The sequence below is a fragment of the Bradyrhizobium sp. AZCC 2230 genome, assembly GCF_036924495.1.
Taxonomy (GTDB): domain Bacteria; phylum Pseudomonadota; class Alphaproteobacteria; order Rhizobiales; family Xanthobacteraceae; genus Bradyrhizobium; species Bradyrhizobium rifense.
The window spans coordinates 6,860,311-6,876,890 of record NZ_JAZHRS010000001.1; the positions used below are offsets into that span (position 1 = coordinate 6,860,311).

The following is a 16,580-nucleotide window of genomic DNA, read 5'->3' on the forward strand; positions in this document are numbered from 1 at the left end:
ATGCGCCTGCATGCAATAGTCAAGATTGATGCAGGTGCATCGAGTGGGGTAAGAAGCGGGCGAACAGTTTGAGCGGGACCATGAAACGCAAACCATCGACCGAGGCAACCAGTGCCTGGATTCGCCTGATGCGGGTGCAGAGCCGTGTGCTCGATTGCGTCGAGCAGGATCTGAAGAAGGCCGGGTTCCCGCCACTGGCATGGTACGACGCGCTGCTCGAATTGTCGCGCGCGCCGAGCGGAGAGCTGCGCCCGGTGGAACTCGAACGGCAGATGCTGATCCCGCAATATTCCACCTCGCGCCTGATCGACCGCCTGGTCGACGAGGGGCTCGCCTCCCGGCGCGAATGCAAGATCGACAAACGCGGCCAATTCGTCGAGATCACCGAGGCTGGCCGCGAGCTGCAGAAGCGGATGTGGGGCGCCTATTCGGCCGCGATCGAGAAATATGTCGGCTCGAAACTGTCCGATGCCGATGCCGTCAAGCTCAGCGGTCTGCTCGACCGCCTGGGTTGCGCGTGCGGCGAGATGAAACTGCCGCCCGTCGTCAACGTCAACGAAACCTCGCCGTCGCGATGACCGCGCGGCAAACCAGCACGTCCGCGCCCCCCGGTGGGTTCGCGGGCCATCCCGTCACCCGCGCGCATTCGATCGAAGCGCTTCTGATTAGAGTTTGATATGGCGCGAGACCAGATCGATATGACGCCGCTGCAATCGCGCGACGAGCTCGTTGCGTGGTTTGAGGAAGGCTGCAAGGACCCGTCCGAATTCCGCATGGGCACCGAGCACGAGAAGACGCCGTTCACGCTCGAAGGCCACCGTCCGGTGCCCTATGAGGGCGCGCGCGGCATCGGCGCACTGCTCGAAGGCATGAAACTCCTGCTCGGCTGGGAGCCGATCATGGAGAAGGGCAACATCATCGGTCTCTACGACGTCACCGGCGGCGGCGCGATCTCGCTCGAGCCCGGCGGACAGTTCGAGCTCTCCGGCGCGCCGGTCGAGAACGTGCACCAGACCCAGAGCGAGCTGATGGCGCATCTGGCGCAGGTGCGTGAGATCGCAGCCCCGCTTGGGATCGGCTTCCTCGGGCTCGGCATGACGCCGTCCTGGTCGCGCGCGGACATCCCGGTGATGCCCAAAGGCCGCTACAAGATCATGACCAATTACATGCCGAAGGTCGGTCAATACGGCCTCGACATGATGTACCGGACTTGCACCGTGCAGACCAATCTCGACTTCTCGTCCGAAGCCGACATGGTCAAGAAGCTGCGCGTCTCGCTGGCGCTGCAGCCGGTCGCGACCGCTCTGTTCGCCAACTCGCCCTTCACCGAAGGCAAGCCGAACGGCTTCCTGTCCTTCCGCTCCGAGATCTGGCGCGACACCGACAATGCGCGTTCGGGCATGATGCCGTGGGCGTTCGAGGACGGCATGGGTTTCGAGCGCTATGTCGACTACGCGCTCGACGTGCCCATGTATTTCGTCAAGCGCGGCGACGACTATATCGACGTGGCGGGCTCCTCGTTCCGCGCCTTCTTCGACGGCCGCAACAACAATCTGCCCGGCGAGCGTCCCACCCTGTCGGACTGGGCCAACCATCTCTCGACGATCTTCCCGGAAGTGCGGCTGAAGCGCTACCTCGAGATGCGCGGCTCCGATGGCGGCCCGTGGGGCCGTCTGCCGGCGCTGTCGGCGTTCTGGGCCGGGCTGCTCTATGACGACGTATCGCTCGACGCTGCCTGGGATCTGGTGAAGCACTGGACCGCGCCTCAGCGTCAGGCGCTCCGCGACGACGTGCCGCGCTTCGGCTTCAAGGCGCGGATCAAGGACCGCTATCTGTTCGAGATCGCCAAGGAATGCCTCGTTCTGGCACATGCGGGCCTGCGTCGCCGCGGCCGCATCGACGCGATCGGCCGCGACGAGACCCGGCATCTGGAGCCGCTCGACCGCATCATCGATTCCGGCCGGACCCCGGCCGAAGAGATGCTCGAGAAGTTCAACGGCGCCTGGAAGGGCTCGGTGGAACCGGCCTACGCGGAATATGCGTTCTAGAGCCATCTCCGTCCCGCTCCAGGCAAATAGTCCAACGACCGGGTTTTAGGCCGTTCATCGCCCATACAGGTTTGCGGCGATCAAATGACCGGCCGAAAAACCTGAGCGCCGTCAATAACTCGAAAGCTGTTTCGATGGGGAAGCGCCGCCTGCCTGGGGCCGTCATGGCCAAGGTCTTGGCCAGCGTCGTGGCTTGCGTCACGCTGCTGTCGCTCGTGTTTGCGAGCGGGCCTGCGCGCGCCCAAACGGCGTTCGACCGGCCCGGCGGGGATTATTTCAACACGCCGGTCACGTCAGGTGATCCCGAGGATTGCGCGCTGCTCTGCGAGCGCGATCGCAAATGCCGGTCGTGGAGTTTCAGCTATCCCGACATCGACGGCGCCGCCGCAGTGTGCTGGCTCAAGAATACCGTGCCGCCGCGGGTGCCGGGTAGTTGCTGTATCTCCGGCGTGCGCGGCGCCGGCGTGATCGAGCCGCGCGTCGAGGGCGTGGAGACCTCGATCGACCGCCCCGGCGGCGATTTGCGTAATTTCGACCTCAAGGAAGGCGAAGGCGAGGACGTCTGCAAGGCCGCCTGCACCGCCGACAACAAATGCCGCGCCTTCACCTATGCCCGTCCCGGCTATACCGGCCGCGAAGCGCGCTGCTTCCTGAAAAAGGACATCAAGCCACCGCGGAGGAAGGCGGGGTTCACGTCGGGTGTGGTGAGATAGGCAAGGTGCCGTAGGGTGGGCAAAGGCGCAAAGCGCCGTGCCCACGATTTTTCAGATATTGCAAGAAGTCGTGGGCACGCTTCGCTTTGCCCACCCTACAGGATCTCATTCTGCCGCAACGACCGTAAGCTCTGGCCACAGCCCCTTCCACCGCGCCGCCTTCTCTGCGTAGTTCGCCACGGAAAAATTCAAGCCCGGATTGGGCCGCACGATCAATCTCTCGACGTCGTCGAACCCATGCGGCGCGTAAACCTCGTGACCATCGCCCGAGCGCCTCACGCCCACTTGCGTGTTCTGCGTGAGGAAGCGGTCGATGCCGTCAGTCGCGCGCATCAAGGGCGGATAGGGCAGGGCGTGCTTGGCCGGGTACCATCGATGCACGCGCGCCTGGTTGCGGGTCTCGATCTTGACGCCGAGATGACCGAGCCGCGCTTGCAGCGTGCGGATCACTGCGTCTTCCGCGTCCCAGGACGTGTCGGGATCGAAGTAGAATATATCGTAATCGGCAATGCCATGATCGATGGCGCGGCCGGTGAGGACGTTCCATGCCGTTTGCACCAGGCATCCCGAGACGAGCCACGCATCCGGCAGCGCGAGGCGGTGGAGCTCGTCGATGATCGCAACGTTGATCGGGTTTTTCAGCGCCAACGCAAGGAAGCGCACCTCGTCCATTGTGCCACTCACGCGCCCTCGCGCGCGTCATAACTCGCCCGCGCAGCCTTCGATGCCAGCGCGCGCCAACGCCGCCGCAGAAACGGTTCGACGATCGCGCGCCTGGCCTTGGACAGGCGGATCAGCACGATCGGATAGTCGGCGTAGTGATCGGTGAAATAGAAGATTTTCGGCTGGCTCTCGACCCGCATCGCCCGCTCGTCGATCGGGACATCCGGCATCACCAGGCTGTCGCCATCCTCTTTCAGGCGCGCCAGCATCTTCTTGCGCACTTTCAGCGCCGGCGTGCCGTAGGAGGTGCCGTCCTCGACCTCCGGCCACGTCAGCGCGAATTTTCTGACGTCGTCGAAGGTCATGAGGATCAGCTCAGTGCACGGCGGTGAAGAACCGCGCGAGGCGGAAGCCGGAGAGCCAGGTCCACACCGGCTGGCCGCGCATGCCGAGATCCCAGGAGCCGAGCACGGCATCGGCGCGGCCGACGAGATTGTCGACCGGCAGCAGGCCGACGCCGCCGGAGCGCAGCGGCACGCGGCTGTCGGCGGAGTTGTCTCGGTTATCGCCGAGCACGAACAGATGTCCGGCCGGCACCGTCACTTCCTGCGTGTTGTCGAGCGGACCGTTGTCCCGCATCTTGAAGATCAGGTGCTTGACGCCGTTCGGCAGCGTCTCGACATAGCGGTAGGCGGGCTCGCTGCTGCCATTGTCATCCTCGGCGGCACCAACGCCATCCGGCTTCAATTCGGCGGGACGGTCGTTGATGAAGAGCTGGCCCTGTCGCATCTGGATGCGGTCACCGGGCAGGCCCACGACGCGCTTGACCCAGGCCTGCGAGCGGTCGCCGGGCCAGCGGAACACCACGACATCGCCTGCCTTCGGCGTTTCCGCGAAGACGCGGCCGGTTTCCGGCAGGTTGATCTGGATCGGCAGTGATGAGGTGCCGTAGCCATAGGGGAATTTCGAAGCCAGCAGGGCGTCGCCGATCAACAAAGTCGGCTCCATCGAGCCCGACGGCACGTAGAACGGTTCGGCCAGCGCGCCCTTGGCGATGAAGACGGCGGCGACGATGCCGGCGAGCTGTACGAGCTGACCGGCCCAGCCGCTGCTCTTTCGCTTGGTGCCGACAGTTACTTTTTCAACGCTCATGCGCCCGTTCCACCCACCGTAATGCGTTCCATCAGCAGCGACGGCTGGCCGACGCCGACCGGCACGCCCTGGCCATTCTTGCCGCAGGTGCCGATGCCGGTATCGAGCGCGAGATCGTTGCCGATCATGCGGATGCGATGCAGGTCGGTCGGCCCGTTGCCGATCAGCATGGCGCCCTTCAGAGGCGCGCCGATCTTGCCGTTCTCGATCTTGTAGGCCTCGGTGCACTGGAAGACGTATTTGCCCGAGGTGATGTCGACCTGTCCGCCGCCGAAATTCGCGGCAAACACGCCGTTCTTCACCGACGCGAGAATCTCGGCCGGGTCGCGGTCGCCCGCGAGCATGTAGGTGTTGGTCATGCGCGGCATCGGCACATGGGCATAGCCCTGGCGGCGGCCGTTGCCGGTCGGCTTCATGTTCATCAACCGCGCGTTCTGGCGGTCCTGCATGTAGCCGACCAGGATGCCGTCCTCGATCAGCACGGTGCGATTGGTCGGCGTGCCCTCATCGTCGATTGACAGCGAGCCGCGGCGCGAGGCAATGGTGCCGTCGTCGACCACGGTGACGCCCTTGGCCGCGACCTGCTGGCCCATCAGGCCGGCAAACGCCGACGTCTTCTTGCGGTTGAAGTCGCCCTCGAGGCCATGACCGACCGCTTCATGCAGCATCACGCCGGGCCAGCCGGCGCCGAGCACGACGTCCATTTCGCCAGCAGGCGCCGGAATTGATTCCAGATTGACCAGCGCCTCGCGCAGCGCACCGTCGGCGGCGTCGCGCCAGTTCTTGCTCTCGATGAATTCGGCATAGCCGGCGCGGCCGCCATAACCCTTGCTGCCGCTCTCCTGGCGGTCGCCCTGGCCGGCGACGACGGAGACGTTGACGCGCACCAGCGGACGGATGTCGCGATAGCTCTCGCCGTCGGGCCGCAGGATCTCGACGACCTGCCAGGTCGCACCCAGGCTGACGCTGACCTGCCGCACCCGCGGATCCTTGTCGCGCAGATAAGCGTCGATTTCGGCGAGCAGCTTGACCTTGGTCTCGAAGCCGGGCGCGTCCAGCGGATTGTCGTCACTATAAAGCCGCACGTTGGTATGCGCCGGCGGGGCGGCAAAGCTGCCGGAATAGCCGCCGCGGACGGCTGCGACTGCGTCGGCGGCGCGAATCAGCGCCGGGAGCGACACATCGGAGGAGTGCGCATAGCCGACCGCATCGTCCTTGACCGCGCGCAGGCCAAACCCTTGCGAGGTGTCATAGGTCGCCTGCTTCAGCCGCCCATTGTCGAACATCAGCGCTTCGGTCTGGCTGTACTCCAGGAACAATTCGCCGTCGTCGGCACCGGCAAGGCCACGCGCGAGCTCGTGGCTAACCTGGTCGCGGTCGAGATTGGCGCGGTCGAGCAGGGAGGCTGTGGCAGGATTGGTCATGCGTCCGTCCATTATCCGATGATGTGGGGCAAGATAATGGTTTCCCGGTTGTTCCGCGAGGGGCGGGCCGTCACATTACGGAAACGATAGGTGCGCCAAGGATGTTGTTGAAAACGCTGGCCGCAAGCATCAATCCATCTCCGTCACCCTGAGGTGGCCGCTCCTTCAGCGGCCCTCGAAGGGCGACGGCCCGGCTGGCAGCTCGGCCGTTCATCCTTCGAGGCTCACCTTGCGATGCTCTGCATCGCAAGCTTCGCACCTCAGGATGACGGGACCAACGTCCGGATTGTTGTAGCCAGCCTACGGCAGCTTGTCATAGCCCTCGCCGAGCCCGTTCAGGCTGAGCGGGAAGCCGATGCCTTCCTCGGGCGTCTCGAAGATGATGAAGGTCGCGGTCTTGGCGCTGCGGAGCTGGCCGAGCAGCTTGTCGTCCATGACGACCTCGGCGACGCAGCCATTCGGCAGGCAGCGGACGAAGCCGGCGCGGCCGACGTCCTGGTTGTCGAGCTTCAGCCCGAGGCCGGAGGGCAGCAGCACGCCCAGGGGGGCGACCACGCGCATCAGGCGGCTCTTCTGGTCGGCGGTCTTGAGCACGATCACGGTGAGGCCGGCGTTGGAGCGGTCTTCCGCCACCACGCTCTGGATCAGGGCGCATTGCTCGGCCTGGGCGCCCGGCGGGGTGTCGCAGCGGATCTGCCAGTCGCCATGGACGGAGCGCACCGCGCCCTGCGCATGGGCCAAGCTTGGTAGGAAAACGCCCGGCAATGCAAGGAGAAGGGCGGCGGCCAAGAGGCCGATCAGCGCCTTGAGGCCATCAGCCGGCCTTGCCATGCATCTCGAAAGCCCCATCGGGGTCGGTCCCTCTGCTCGCCTGGGTCGCTTGCGCTGGTGGACTGATACGGCAATGACGGCGTCTTGAAGGCAATTCCCAAGCAAATCCCGCGCCGCCTTGGCCCGCCACTGCCGGCACGAATCAGGTTCCTGCGCAACTGTCCGTCAGTGCCTACCGCGGGCAATTCCGCTGTCAAGCGGCGGCATCCCGGGAAACGGCATTTTTGTCTGATGTTGCTGGGAAATATCTTGCGGGTGATGGCAGGCAGACCGAGCCGAAGACTGCATTGCGATAGATCAAGAATTATGGTTTGAGAGGCTTGATTTCGGCGTTTGAGCGATCTGGCCCCAATTCCTCTTAGAGGTATTCTTGCGCGGCGGTTTGTCGGACGGGCGGGTCGAATAAGCATTTCCCAGAAATAGGGCAATGCACTCGGGGTGATTTCGTAAGGGGAGCGCGAGCGGCATGAGGATGTCGAAGAGTCGGGTGGGCCGGCATTTGCTGGGATTGGCCACCATCGCCTTGGTGGCGGCTGGCATCACGCTGGCGACGGGCGGCGCGGCATTTGCCGAGCTCGGGCAGCCGGAGCCGTGGGAATGGCACCTGCAGGCCTCCGGGTCTCCGGTGATGGACAACATCGTCTGGTTCCACGACTTCTTGTCCGTACTGATCATCGTCATCACGCTGTTCGTGCTGGCGCTGCTCGTGGTCGTGGTGGTGAAGTTCAATTCGAAGGCCAATCCGGTGCCGTCGCGGACCACCCACAACACCCTGATCGAGGTGGCGTGGACGCTGGTGCCGGTGCTGATCCTGGTCGGCATCGCGGTGCCGTCGTTTCGGCTGCTGTTCCTCGAGCTCGACGTGCCGAAGGCGGACCTGACCATCAAGGCCACCGGCAAGCAGTGGTACTGGTCCTACGCCTATCCTGACAACGGCAAGTTCGAGTTCGACTCGCTGATGGCCCAGGACAAGCAGCCCCGGCTGCTCGGCGTCGACAACGAGTTGGTGGTGCCGGTCAACAAGGTGATTCGCGTTCAGGTCACCGGTGCCGACGTCATCCACGCCTTCGCCCTGCCGGCCTTCGGCGTCAAGATCGACGCCATTCCGGGCCGCCTGAACGAAACCTGGTTCAAGGCCACCAAGACCGGCATGTTCTACGGCCAGTGCTCGGAGCTCTGCGGCAAGGACCACGCCTTCATGCCGATCGCCATTCGCGTGGTGAGCGACCAGGAGTTCGCCTCCTGGGTTGAAACGGCGAAAAAGAAATATGCGAGCGGCGGCACCAGCACTTTCGCCTCCGCGGCCGGCCCGGCGCAGTAAGCGCCGGGTGACGGCTTGAGGGACTGAAAGCGACATAAAGGGCGGGACCTCCAAAGGTCCGAATGGGACGCAAGGCAGGATTTGACAATGGCAACGAGCGCAGCGGCACACGGCGATCACGCGCAAGACCACGGACATGACCACGAGCACGCCCATCCGACCGGATGGCGGCGCTACGTCTATTCGACCAATCACAAGGACATCGGCACGATGTACCTGATCTTCGCGGTCATCGCCGGCATCATCGGTGCCGCGATGTCGATCGCGATCCGTGCCGAGTTGATGTATCCGGGCGTGCAGATATTCCACGAAACGCACACCTATAACGTGTTCGTGACCTCGCACGGCCTGATCATGATCTTCTTCATGGTCATGCCCGCGATGATCGGCGGCTTCGGCAACTGGTTCGTGCCGCTGATGATCGGTGCGCCTGATATGGCGTTCCCGCGCATGAACAACATCTCGTTCTGGCTGCTGCCGGCCTCGTTCGGTCTGCTGCTGATGTCGACCTTCGTCGAGGGCGAGCCCGGCGCGAACGGTGTCGGCGCCGGCTGGACCATGTATGTGCCGCTGTCGAGCACCGGTCACCCGGGCCCGGCCGTCGACTTCGCGATCCTGTCGCTCCATCTGGCGGGTGCTTCGTCGATCCTCGGCGCCATCAACTTCATCACCACGATCTTCAACATGCGCGCGCCGGGCATGACCCTGCACAAGATGCCGCTGTTCGTGTGGTCGATCCTGGTGACGGTGTTCCTGCTGCTGCTGTCGCTGCCGGTGCTCGCCGGTGCGATCACCATGCTGCTCACCGACCGCAATTTCGGCACGACGTTCTTCGCGCCCGACGGCGGCGGCGATCCCGTGCTGTTCCAGCATCTGTTCTGGTTCTTCGGCCACCCCGAGGTGTACATCCTGATCCTGCCCGGCTTCGGCATGATCAGCCAGATCGTCTCGACCTTCTCGCGCAAGCCCGTGTTCGGCTATCTCGGCATGGCCTACGCCATGGTCGCGATCGGCGGCATCGGCTTCGTGGTGTGGGCGCACCACATGTACACGGTCGGCATGTCGTCGGCGACGCAGGCCTATTTCGTCGCCGCCACGATGGTGATCGCGGTTCCGACCGGCGTGAAGATCTTCTCGTGGATCGCCACGATGTGGGGCGGCTCGATCGATTTTCGCGCGCCGATGATCTGGGCGGTGGGCTTCATCTTCCTGTTCACGGTCGGCGGCGTCACCGGCGTCGTGCTGGCGAACGCCGGCGTCGACCGCGTGCTGCAGGAGACCTACTACGTCGTCGCCCACTTCCACTACGTGCTGTCGCTCGGCGCGGTGTTCGCGATCTTCGCGGGCTGGTACTACTGGTTCCCGAAGATGTCGGGCTACATGTACAACGAGACGCTGGCCAAGGCGCACTTCTGGTTCACCTTCGTCGGCGTGAATTTGGTGTTCTTCCCGCAGCACTTCCTCGGCCTGTCGGGCATGCCGCGGCGCTACGTCGACTATCCGGATGCGTTCGCCGGCTGGAATCTGATCTCGTCGCTCGGCTCCTACATCTCCGGCTTCGGCGTCTTGATCTTCCTCTACTGCGTGTTCGACGCCTTCATGAAGAAGGTCCCGGCGGGCGACAATCCCTGGGGTGCGGGCGCCACCACGCTGGAGTGGACGCTGCCGTCGCCGCCGCCCTTCCACCAGTTCGAAGTGCTGCCCCGCGTGCAGTAATCATAACTCCCGCGGCGCCCGTGACGGGCGCCGCGGCTCTATAACGAAGCGAGTTGAATTAGTGTCCGTCCTCGACCAGAACGCCATCCACATCAATCCCCGCATCTCCGAGGCGGAGGTCGGCGACTATCTCGCGCTGCTCAAGCCGCGGGTGATGTCGCTCGTGATCTTCACCGCATTGGTCGGGATGGCGATGGCGCCGGGGCGCTTCCACTGGGTGCTCGCGATCACCTCGCTGCTCTGCATCGCGGTCGGCGCCGGCGCCTCCGGCGCGCTCAACATGGCACTCGAGGGCGACATCGACGCCAAGATGTCGCGCACCGCCAACCGCCCGATCCCGCGCGGCCGCATCACCCGGCCCGAGGCGATGACGTTCGGCATGACGCTCGCCTTCTTCTCGGTGATGACGCTCGGCATTCTCGTCAACTGGATCGCAGGCGCGCTGCTCGCCTTCACCATCTTCTTCTACGTCGTGATCTACACGATGGGCCTGAAGCGCCGGACCGCGCAGAACATCGTGATCGGCGGCGCCGCCGGCGCGCTGCCGCCGGTGGTGGCCTGGGCTTCCGTCACCGGGACGGTCGACGTCGAGCCGCTGCTGCTGTTCGCCATCATCTTCTTCTGGACGCCGCCGCACTTCTGGGCGCTGGCGCTGTTCCGCTCCGACGACTATGCCCGCGCCGGCATTCCGATGCTGCCCAATGTCGCCGGCCCCGACGCGACCCGTCTCCAGATCCTGCTCTACACCATCGTGCTGATCGCAGTGGCTGCCGCGCCCTGGGCGCTCGGCTATTTCGATGCCATCTACGGCGTCACCTCGCTGGTGCTCGGCGCCGGCATGCTGGTGCTCGCCATCAACGTCTATATCCGCCGCGAGCGCAGCCAGTCGTTGCGCGCGACGCGAAAACTGTTTGCCTTCTCGATCCTTTACCTGTTCGCGCTGTTTGCGACCTTGCTGGCCGAGGTCGTGTACCGCGCGGTTGCTCCGATGGTCGGGGGCGCATGAGGCTCGCATGGCTGACAAACCCGAGCCAGATGGAATCGTCCTCACCGAGGCGCAGCAGAAGAGCCGTCGTCAGCGCTCGATCGCGATCGCGCTTGCGCTCGGTGTTCTCGTCATCCTGTTTTTCGCCGTCACCATGGTCAAGGGACCGGCGGTTCTAGTTCGGCCAATGTGAGAGAAATGGATCGAGAGCCGACCATATCGCAGGACGTGACCCCAAAGGCGGTGCGCCGTGGTTTGGGTCGCGACGCGTTCGTCGCTTCGATCTGTGGCGGCGTCGTCGCGCTGATGGTCGGCGCGTCCTATGCGGCGGTGCCGTTCTACAACTGGTTCTGCCGCGCCACCGGCTTCAACGGCACGACCCAGGTCGCGACCTCTGCGCCGGCCACAGGCCCGATCGCACGCAAGATCGCGGTGCGTTTCGATTCCAACGTCGCGCCCGGTCTGCCCTGGAAGTTCGAGCCTGAGCAGACCGAGGTCGAGGTCAATATCGGCCAGGTCACCACCATCTACTACACCGTGACCAACCAGGCCGCGCGCACCACTGCGGGCCAAGCCGCCTACAACGTCGCGCCGCTGACGGTCGGGTCCTATTTCCAGAAGATCAACTGCTTCTGCTTCACCGAGCAGACCATGGCGCCCGGCGAGAAGCGGGAGATGCCCGTGGTGTTCTACGTCGATCCGTCGATCGTCGACGACCACGACAATGATGGGCTCGGCACCATCACGCTGTCCTACACGTTCTATCCGGTGAAGGATCCGGTGGTGAAGCCGCTCGCATCCGGCGATGACGACAAACGCAAGGGAAATCTCCAGCCGCCGGGTTGACGCTCAGGGTTGGAATAAGGGGATAAGTGCCGGACAGGCACGGGATTGAGGAGAGAGACCGCAATGGCTACCGCGCAAGGCAAGCATCACGACTACCACTTGGTCGATCCCTCTCCGTGGCCGGTGGTCGGCTCCATCTCGGCCTTCATCATGGCGGTCGGCGCGATCACCTGGATGCACCACATGGTCTCTGCCGCGCCGATCATCTTCGGTATCGGCACCGTCGGCGTGCTCTACACCATGGCGAGCTGGTGGGGCGATGTGATCAAGGAAGCCCAGTACAAGGGCGACCATACAAGGGTCGTACAGATCAGCCATCGCTACGGCATGATCCTGTTCATCGCCTCCGAGGTGATGTTCTTCGTCGCCTGGTTCTGGGCCTATTTTAACGCTGCGCTGTTTCCGGCCGATGCCGTCCACGCCACCCGCGACGCCGTGTTCGGCTGCGGCCTTGGCACCGCCGCCGGCGCCTGCTCGGTGCCGGGCACCTGGCCGCCGCATGGCATCGAGACCTTCGATCCCTGGCATCTGCCGCTGCTGAACACGCTGATCCTGCTCACCTCCGGCACCACGGTCACCTGGGCGCATCACGCGCTGCTCGAGAACGACCGCCAGGGCCTGAAGTACGGCCTGATCCTCACCGTCCTCCTGGGTGCGACCTTCACCTGCGTGCAGGCCTATGAGTACAGCCACGCGGCGTTCTCGTTCGGCGGCAACGTCTACGGTGCGACCTTCTTCATGGCGACCGGCTTCCACGGTTTCCACGTGCTGGTCGGCACCATCTTCCTGTTGGTCTGCCTGTTCCGCGCCTATGCCGGCCATTTCACGCCGACGCAGCATCTCGGCTTCGAGTTCGCCGCCTGGTACTGGCACTTCGTCGACGTGGTGTGGCTGTTCCTGTTCCTGTGTATCTATGTCTGGGGACACGGCGCCGAGGCCATGGCCCACGGCGCGCACTGAGCTGCGTCCAATCGATCTCGAAAGGGCGGCCGCACGGCCGCCCTTTTACTTTCCGGTGGCCGAGGCCCAATTGAAACTGTGATAGACTTGCGCGTCATGAACGAAACCGCCGGCACGCCTGAGACCCAGCCCACCGTTCTGCAGAGCGCACTGCGCGGGCTCGCCTGCAAATGCCCGCGCTGCGGTGAGGGCAAGCTCTATGCGGGCTTCTTGACGCTCGCACCCTCCTGTAACCGTTGTGGCCTCGACTACGCCTTCATCGATGCCGGTGACGGTCCGGCGATCTTCATCATCATGCTCGCCGGCGCGATCGTGGTCGGCTGCGCGCTCGTCGTCGAGGTCAAATATCAGCCACCGTACTGGCTGCATGCCGTGCTGTGGCTGCCGCTGATCCTCGCAACCACGCTTCTGCCATTACGCTCCATGAAATCGCTGCTCATCGCGCTGCAATTTCACCACAAGGCAGCACCTGGCCGGCTGGTCGACCGCGCGAAATGAACGAGGCCGCACGCAAGCCCCGCGTGGCCGGCTTCATGCTGTTCACGGTTCTGCTGACCGCGGTTTTCGTCGCGCTCGGTGTCTGGCAATTGCAGCGCCGCACCGCCAAGCACGAACTGATCGCCGCACTCACCGAGCGTCTCGCGGCCGCACCCGTCGCGCTGCCGCCGCCAGCGCAATGGGCCGCGCTGACGCCAGCGCGCGATGAATTTCGCCGCGTCAGCTTCACCGCAGCCTATGCGGCTGCGCCGGATGCGATGGTCTATTCGTCCGGCTCCGCCGTGCGCAAGGATGCCTCCGGCCCCGGCACCTGGGCCTTCCTGCCGGCACGGCTGCCGAGCGGCGAGATCGTGGTGATCGATGCGGGCTTCGTCGAGAACACGATGCAGGAGCGCAGCGTCGAGGATCGTGCGGTGAAGAAGCTCGTCACCGGCGGCCCGGTCGCGCTCACCGGCTATCTGCGCTTTCCCGAAGCATCGGGATGGCTGACGCCGGCCGAGAATCGCGACAAGCGGCTGTGGTTCGTGCGCGATCATCTGGCGATCGCGAGCGCGCTTGGCTGGGGCGCGGTCGCGCCGTTCTACGTCGACCTCGAGCAGCCCGCGCCCGAGAACAACATTCCGCGCCCCGGTCCGCTGGACGTGAATTTGAAAGACGATCATCTGCAATACGCGATCACCTGGTTCGCGCTTGCCGGCGCGGTGCTGATCGCATTTGCGGTCTGGGTGAGCGGACGGCGAAAGAGCGAAGTCGGTCCGTAAGTTCCCGGAGGGAACCCGGTATCGCCCGGTCTTTATTATTCAGCGCATATTCACGAGGGTGATCTTAAGCCGCCTCTGAATTTTTTCCGCGGCAAACAGGATTGCTGGCGTGCGCGATTTCGATCAGATGGGACTTGTTGTCGATTGGGTAGATGCCTGCCGCAAGGGTGACCTCGCGACGCTGCTCGACCTCTACGCCGACGATGCCGAGCTCGAGTGCACGTGCAACGGCACGCATCTCTATCGCGGCCGGCGCGAGCTCGAAACCTATTGGGGACCGAAACTCAGCGCCTTCTCCTCGGCGGGCTTCGGCCTGGAGGAAATCCATCCCGCGCAGAACGGCATCGATCTCGAATATTCCGTCGCGGGCGCACTGCGCATCCGCGCCTCGTTTCGCTTCAGCGCGGAAGGCAAGATCTACAGCACGCTGTGCGAGCCGGCGCAGCAGGGTCCGCACGATTGCGGCGCGTGCTAACTGGTGATCGCGTCGCGGACTTCGCCGAGCGGCAGGCGGCAGCGCACATAGGTTCGCTCGTCCGCGCGCAGCAGTGACAGCGATCCACTAAGCGCCCGCACGCGTTCTTGCATGCCGGTCAGGCCACGGCCAAACACGTTGTCGGCGGGAAAGCCGCTGCCATCGTCGGAGACTTCGACCGCGAGGACATCGCCGGCAATTGCCGTCTCCACATGGGCATCGTGTGCTCCGGCGTGGCGCAGCACGTTGGTCAAAGCCTCCTGGATCACGCGATAGACGGTCTGGGCCACCGGCCCGTCGAGCCCGTTGAGATCAGGATCGATCGTCGCAGTAAGGCCGATATGCGGCGCCTGCCTGCGAAAATTCCGCAGCAGCGTCTGCACACTGGCCTCGAGTCCCAATTCCTCGATGTAGAGCGGCCGCAGCCGGTCGAGGATGCGGCGGTTGGTCTGCTGCAGCGCCTCGACCGATCGCATCACCTCCTGCACCGAGTTGCCGAGATTTCCCGTCTGCGGCGAAGCCTCGCTCAGTGCGATCGTGCCGGCGCGGATGCTGAACAGCAGCGGGCCAAGCTCGTCGTGCAGATCGCGGGCGAGATCGCGCCGCTCATTGTCCTGCAGCGACACCAGGCGATGCAACAGGTCACGATTGTCCTGGCTCAATTGCACGAGTGTCGTCGCCAGCGCGTTGGCTTCCTCGCAGCTTTGCCGGATTTCCGGCGGGCCGGCGACCGGAATCGGCGTCGCATAATCGCCGCGCCGGATACGGGTGAGGCCCGCGCCGAGATCTTGCAGCGGACGCAGGGCCGAGCCTGCGAACGCGTAGGCAATGACGGCGGTCAGTCCGGCAAGCGCGACGACGAAGCCGGCGAGCGCCAGGAAGCCCGCCCATGTCTCAAACAGCGCAGCCGACAGATCGGGCGAGAACACGATGTCGCCGACGTGTTCGCTGCCGATGGTAACGGGGAATGCGATATGCAGGTCAGGGATGGTGAGGAGATCGACAAACCATCCCGGCGGGCTATGCGGGCCCTGCAGAGGCCTCGGCGCAAACGGGGGAGAACCAGCTTCCGCGGAATGGAACTGGATATCCGACGATGCGTCCAGCATCCGGACAAAGTCGTCGAGAGTCCTGCGCGGATTCTCGGACGACCGCAGGGCGTTGTTCAGGGCCTCGGCGACCGCCCGGGTCGATCGCTGTGCCGGCTCGTTCTCTTCGGCGAGCTGGCCGGTTGTGAAAACGTGCAGGAGAATGCCGCCCATCAGCAGAGCCGCGATGAACATTACACCGAGCGGAAGAAACAGCTGGGTTTTGAAAGAGGGGCGGTGCCACATTAGGTCAATTCTAACGCGCATTGGCGGGATTTTCTCTTTCCATTTGTTCCCGCCGGTCTATGAGTCCAGAAAACCAGAGAGCGCGCGATGCAAGATACCGCCAAGCCGGCGACCAGGGTCCTGATCGTCGACGACCATCCCGTGGTGCTGTCCGGTTGCCGCACCCTTTTCGCATCCGACCATTCGATTCGGATCGACGAGGCGACCGACGCGAAATCAGGCCATCGTGCCTATGTCAGCAAGCGGCCTGACGTGACCGTGATCGACATCAGCCTGCCCGATGTCTCCGGCTTCGAACTGATGCGCCGGATCCGCAAGGACGATCCGGACGCCAAGATCATCATGTTCAGCATGAACGACGATCCGGCCTTTGTGGTGCGCGCGGTGGAGCTGGGGGCGCAGGGCTACGTCTCCAAGGGTGACGATCCCCGAATCCTGCTCAAGGCTGTGCGCAAGGTGGTCGCGGGCGACAATTTCATCTCGCCGCAGCTCGCGGAGGCCGTGACGTTTTCGGGCGCCGCGATCAAGGCCAATCCGGCCTCGCAGATGACACCGCGGGAGCTGGAAATTCTCCGCCTGCTCGGGCGCGGCAACAAGATCGTCGAGGTCGCCGAGGCGCTCGGCATCTCCTACAAGACCGTCGCCAACACCACGTCCCTGCTCAAGCAGAAGCTGGGGGCCAAGAACCACTCCGACCTGATCCGGATCGCGGTGGAAATCGGGATGAACTGACACCGTCAGGGACCGAACCGGTTGCTCCTATATGCAGCCGGTTCGGCCGACGGATCGGCCCAGCCGCACGTCCGGGCAATGCGTGGACGACGGCTGACACCTTCCGCCGACACAATGGGCC

Annotated in this window: 19 protein-coding genes; 13 read left to right on the top strand and 6 right to left on the bottom strand. The window is 64.3% G+C overall.

Features of this window, described 5'->3' with window-relative positions:
- Positions 1–80: 80 nt before the first annotated feature.
- The 3 genes from V1280_RS32740 (at position 81) to V1280_RS32750 (ending at position 2,761) form a co-directional block, all read left to right on the top strand.
- Complete coding sequence (locus V1280_RS32740; RefSeq protein WP_148770144.1) at positions 81–578, top strand: MarR family winged helix-turn-helix transcriptional regulator; 498 nt, start codon at positions 81–83, stop codon at positions 576–578.
- 99 nt (positions 579–677) lie between these two features.
- Positions 678–2,048: a glutamate--cysteine ligase gene (locus tag V1280_RS32745; RefSeq protein WP_334534255.1), complete on the top strand. Its 1,371-nt coding sequence runs from the start codon at positions 678–680 to the stop codon at positions 2,046–2,048.
- Positions 2,049–2,182: 134 nt separating this feature from the next.
- Complete coding sequence (locus V1280_RS32750) at positions 2,183–2,761, top strand: PAN domain-containing protein (RefSeq protein WP_334534258.1); 579 nt, start codon at positions 2,183–2,185, stop codon at positions 2,759–2,761.
- 105 nt (positions 2,762–2,866) lie between these two features.
- Here the strand turns inward: V1280_RS32750 and V1280_RS32755 are convergent, their stop codons facing one another.
- From V1280_RS32755 to V1280_RS32775, 5 genes are all read right to left on the bottom strand, one after another.
- The gene (locus V1280_RS32755; RefSeq protein WP_334538474.1) at positions 2,867–3,433 is read right to left on the bottom strand and encodes a nucleotidyltransferase family protein; all 567 of its coding nucleotides are present in this window, start codon (positions 3,431–3,433) and stop codon (positions 2,867–2,869) included.
- An 8-nt stretch (positions 3,434–3,441) separates the two neighbouring features.
- On the bottom strand, positions 3,442–3,789 hold the full coding sequence (locus V1280_RS32760; protein ID WP_334534261.1) for an MmcQ/YjbR family DNA-binding protein: 348 nt from the start codon (positions 3,787–3,789) through the stop codon (positions 3,442–3,444).
- A 10-nt stretch (positions 3,790–3,799) separates the two neighbouring features.
- Positions 3,800–4,576: a signal peptidase I gene (lepB, locus tag V1280_RS32765; protein WP_334534264.1), complete on the bottom strand. Its 777-nt coding sequence runs from the start codon at positions 4,574–4,576 to the stop codon at positions 3,800–3,802.
- Complete coding sequence (gene tldD, locus V1280_RS32770; RefSeq protein WP_334534267.1) at positions 4,573–6,000, bottom strand: metalloprotease TldD; 1,428 nt, start codon at positions 5,998–6,000, stop codon at positions 4,573–4,575. Before tldD ends, lepB begins: the two co-directional genes overlap by 4 nt.
- Positions 6,001–6,300: 300 nt before the next feature.
- Positions 6,301–6,849, bottom strand: a complete 549-nt coding sequence (locus tag V1280_RS32775) for an invasion associated locus B family protein (protein ID WP_334534269.1) — start codon at positions 6,847–6,849, stop codon at positions 6,301–6,303.
- A 448-nt stretch (positions 6,850–7,297) separates the two neighbouring features.
- Here V1280_RS32775 and coxB point away from each other — a divergent pair, with 448 nt between their 5' ends.
- The 9 genes from coxB (at position 7,298) to V1280_RS32820 (ending at position 14,393) form a co-directional block, all read left to right on the top strand.
- Entirely contained in the window at positions 7,298–8,152 is an 855-nt protein-coding gene (gene coxB / locus V1280_RS32780; RefSeq protein ID WP_334534272.1) for a cytochrome c oxidase subunit II, read from the top strand.
- A gap of 87 nt (positions 8,153–8,239) precedes the next feature.
- Positions 8,240–9,868, top strand: a complete 1,629-nt coding sequence (ctaD, locus tag V1280_RS32785; RefSeq protein ID WP_334534274.1) for a cytochrome c oxidase subunit I — start codon at positions 8,240–8,242, stop codon at positions 9,866–9,868.
- Positions 9,869–9,929: 61 nt separating this feature from the next.
- Positions 9,930–10,874: a heme o synthase gene (locus V1280_RS32790; protein ID WP_334534277.1), complete on the top strand. Its 945-nt coding sequence runs from the start codon at positions 9,930–9,932 to the stop codon at positions 10,872–10,874.
- A gap of 7 nt (positions 10,875–10,881) precedes the next feature.
- The gene (locus V1280_RS32795) at positions 10,882–11,046 is read left to right on the top strand and encodes a CoxF protein (RefSeq protein WP_148770122.1); all 165 of its coding nucleotides are present in this window, start codon (positions 10,882–10,884) and stop codon (positions 11,044–11,046) included.
- 5 nt (positions 11,047–11,051) lie between these two features.
- Entirely contained in the window at positions 11,052–11,699 is a 648-nt protein-coding gene (locus V1280_RS32800) for a cytochrome c oxidase assembly protein (protein WP_334534282.1), read from the top strand.
- A 63-nt stretch (positions 11,700–11,762) separates the two neighbouring features.
- Positions 11,763–12,659 carry a cytochrome c oxidase subunit 3 gene (locus V1280_RS32805; RefSeq protein ID WP_148770118.1) on the top strand — a complete coding sequence of 299 codons (897 nt, stop codon included), beginning with the start codon at positions 11,763–11,765 and terminating at the stop codon, positions 12,657–12,659.
- A gap of 96 nt (positions 12,660–12,755) precedes the next feature.
- Complete coding sequence (locus V1280_RS32810) at positions 12,756–13,157, top strand: DUF983 domain-containing protein (RefSeq protein WP_334534288.1); 402 nt, start codon at positions 12,756–12,758, stop codon at positions 13,155–13,157.
- On the top strand, positions 13,154–13,918 hold the full coding sequence (locus V1280_RS32815; RefSeq protein WP_334534291.1) for an SURF1 family protein: 765 nt from the start codon (positions 13,154–13,156) through the stop codon (positions 13,916–13,918). Before V1280_RS32810 ends, V1280_RS32815 begins: the two co-directional genes overlap by 4 nt.
- Positions 13,919–14,027: 109 nt before the next feature.
- Positions 14,028–14,393, top strand: a complete 366-nt coding sequence (locus tag V1280_RS32820; protein WP_334534294.1) for a nuclear transport factor 2 family protein — start codon at positions 14,028–14,030, stop codon at positions 14,391–14,393.
- On the opposite strand, the gene V1280_RS32825 is transcribed toward V1280_RS32820, so the two are convergent.
- On the bottom strand, positions 14,390–15,727 hold the full coding sequence (locus V1280_RS32825) for a histidine kinase (protein ID WP_334534297.1): 1,338 nt from the start codon (positions 15,725–15,727) through the stop codon (positions 14,390–14,392). The genes V1280_RS32820 and V1280_RS32825 overlap by 4 nt on opposite strands.
- 87 nt (positions 15,728–15,814) lie before the next feature.
- Between V1280_RS32825 and V1280_RS32830 the strand changes: the two genes are divergently transcribed.
- Positions 15,815–16,459 (top strand): response regulator transcription factor, encoded by a 645-nt coding sequence (locus tag V1280_RS32830; protein ID WP_148770108.1) that lies wholly within the window; start codon positions 15,815–15,817, stop codon positions 16,457–16,459.
- The last annotated feature ends 121 nt before the right edge of the window (positions 16,460–16,580 follow it).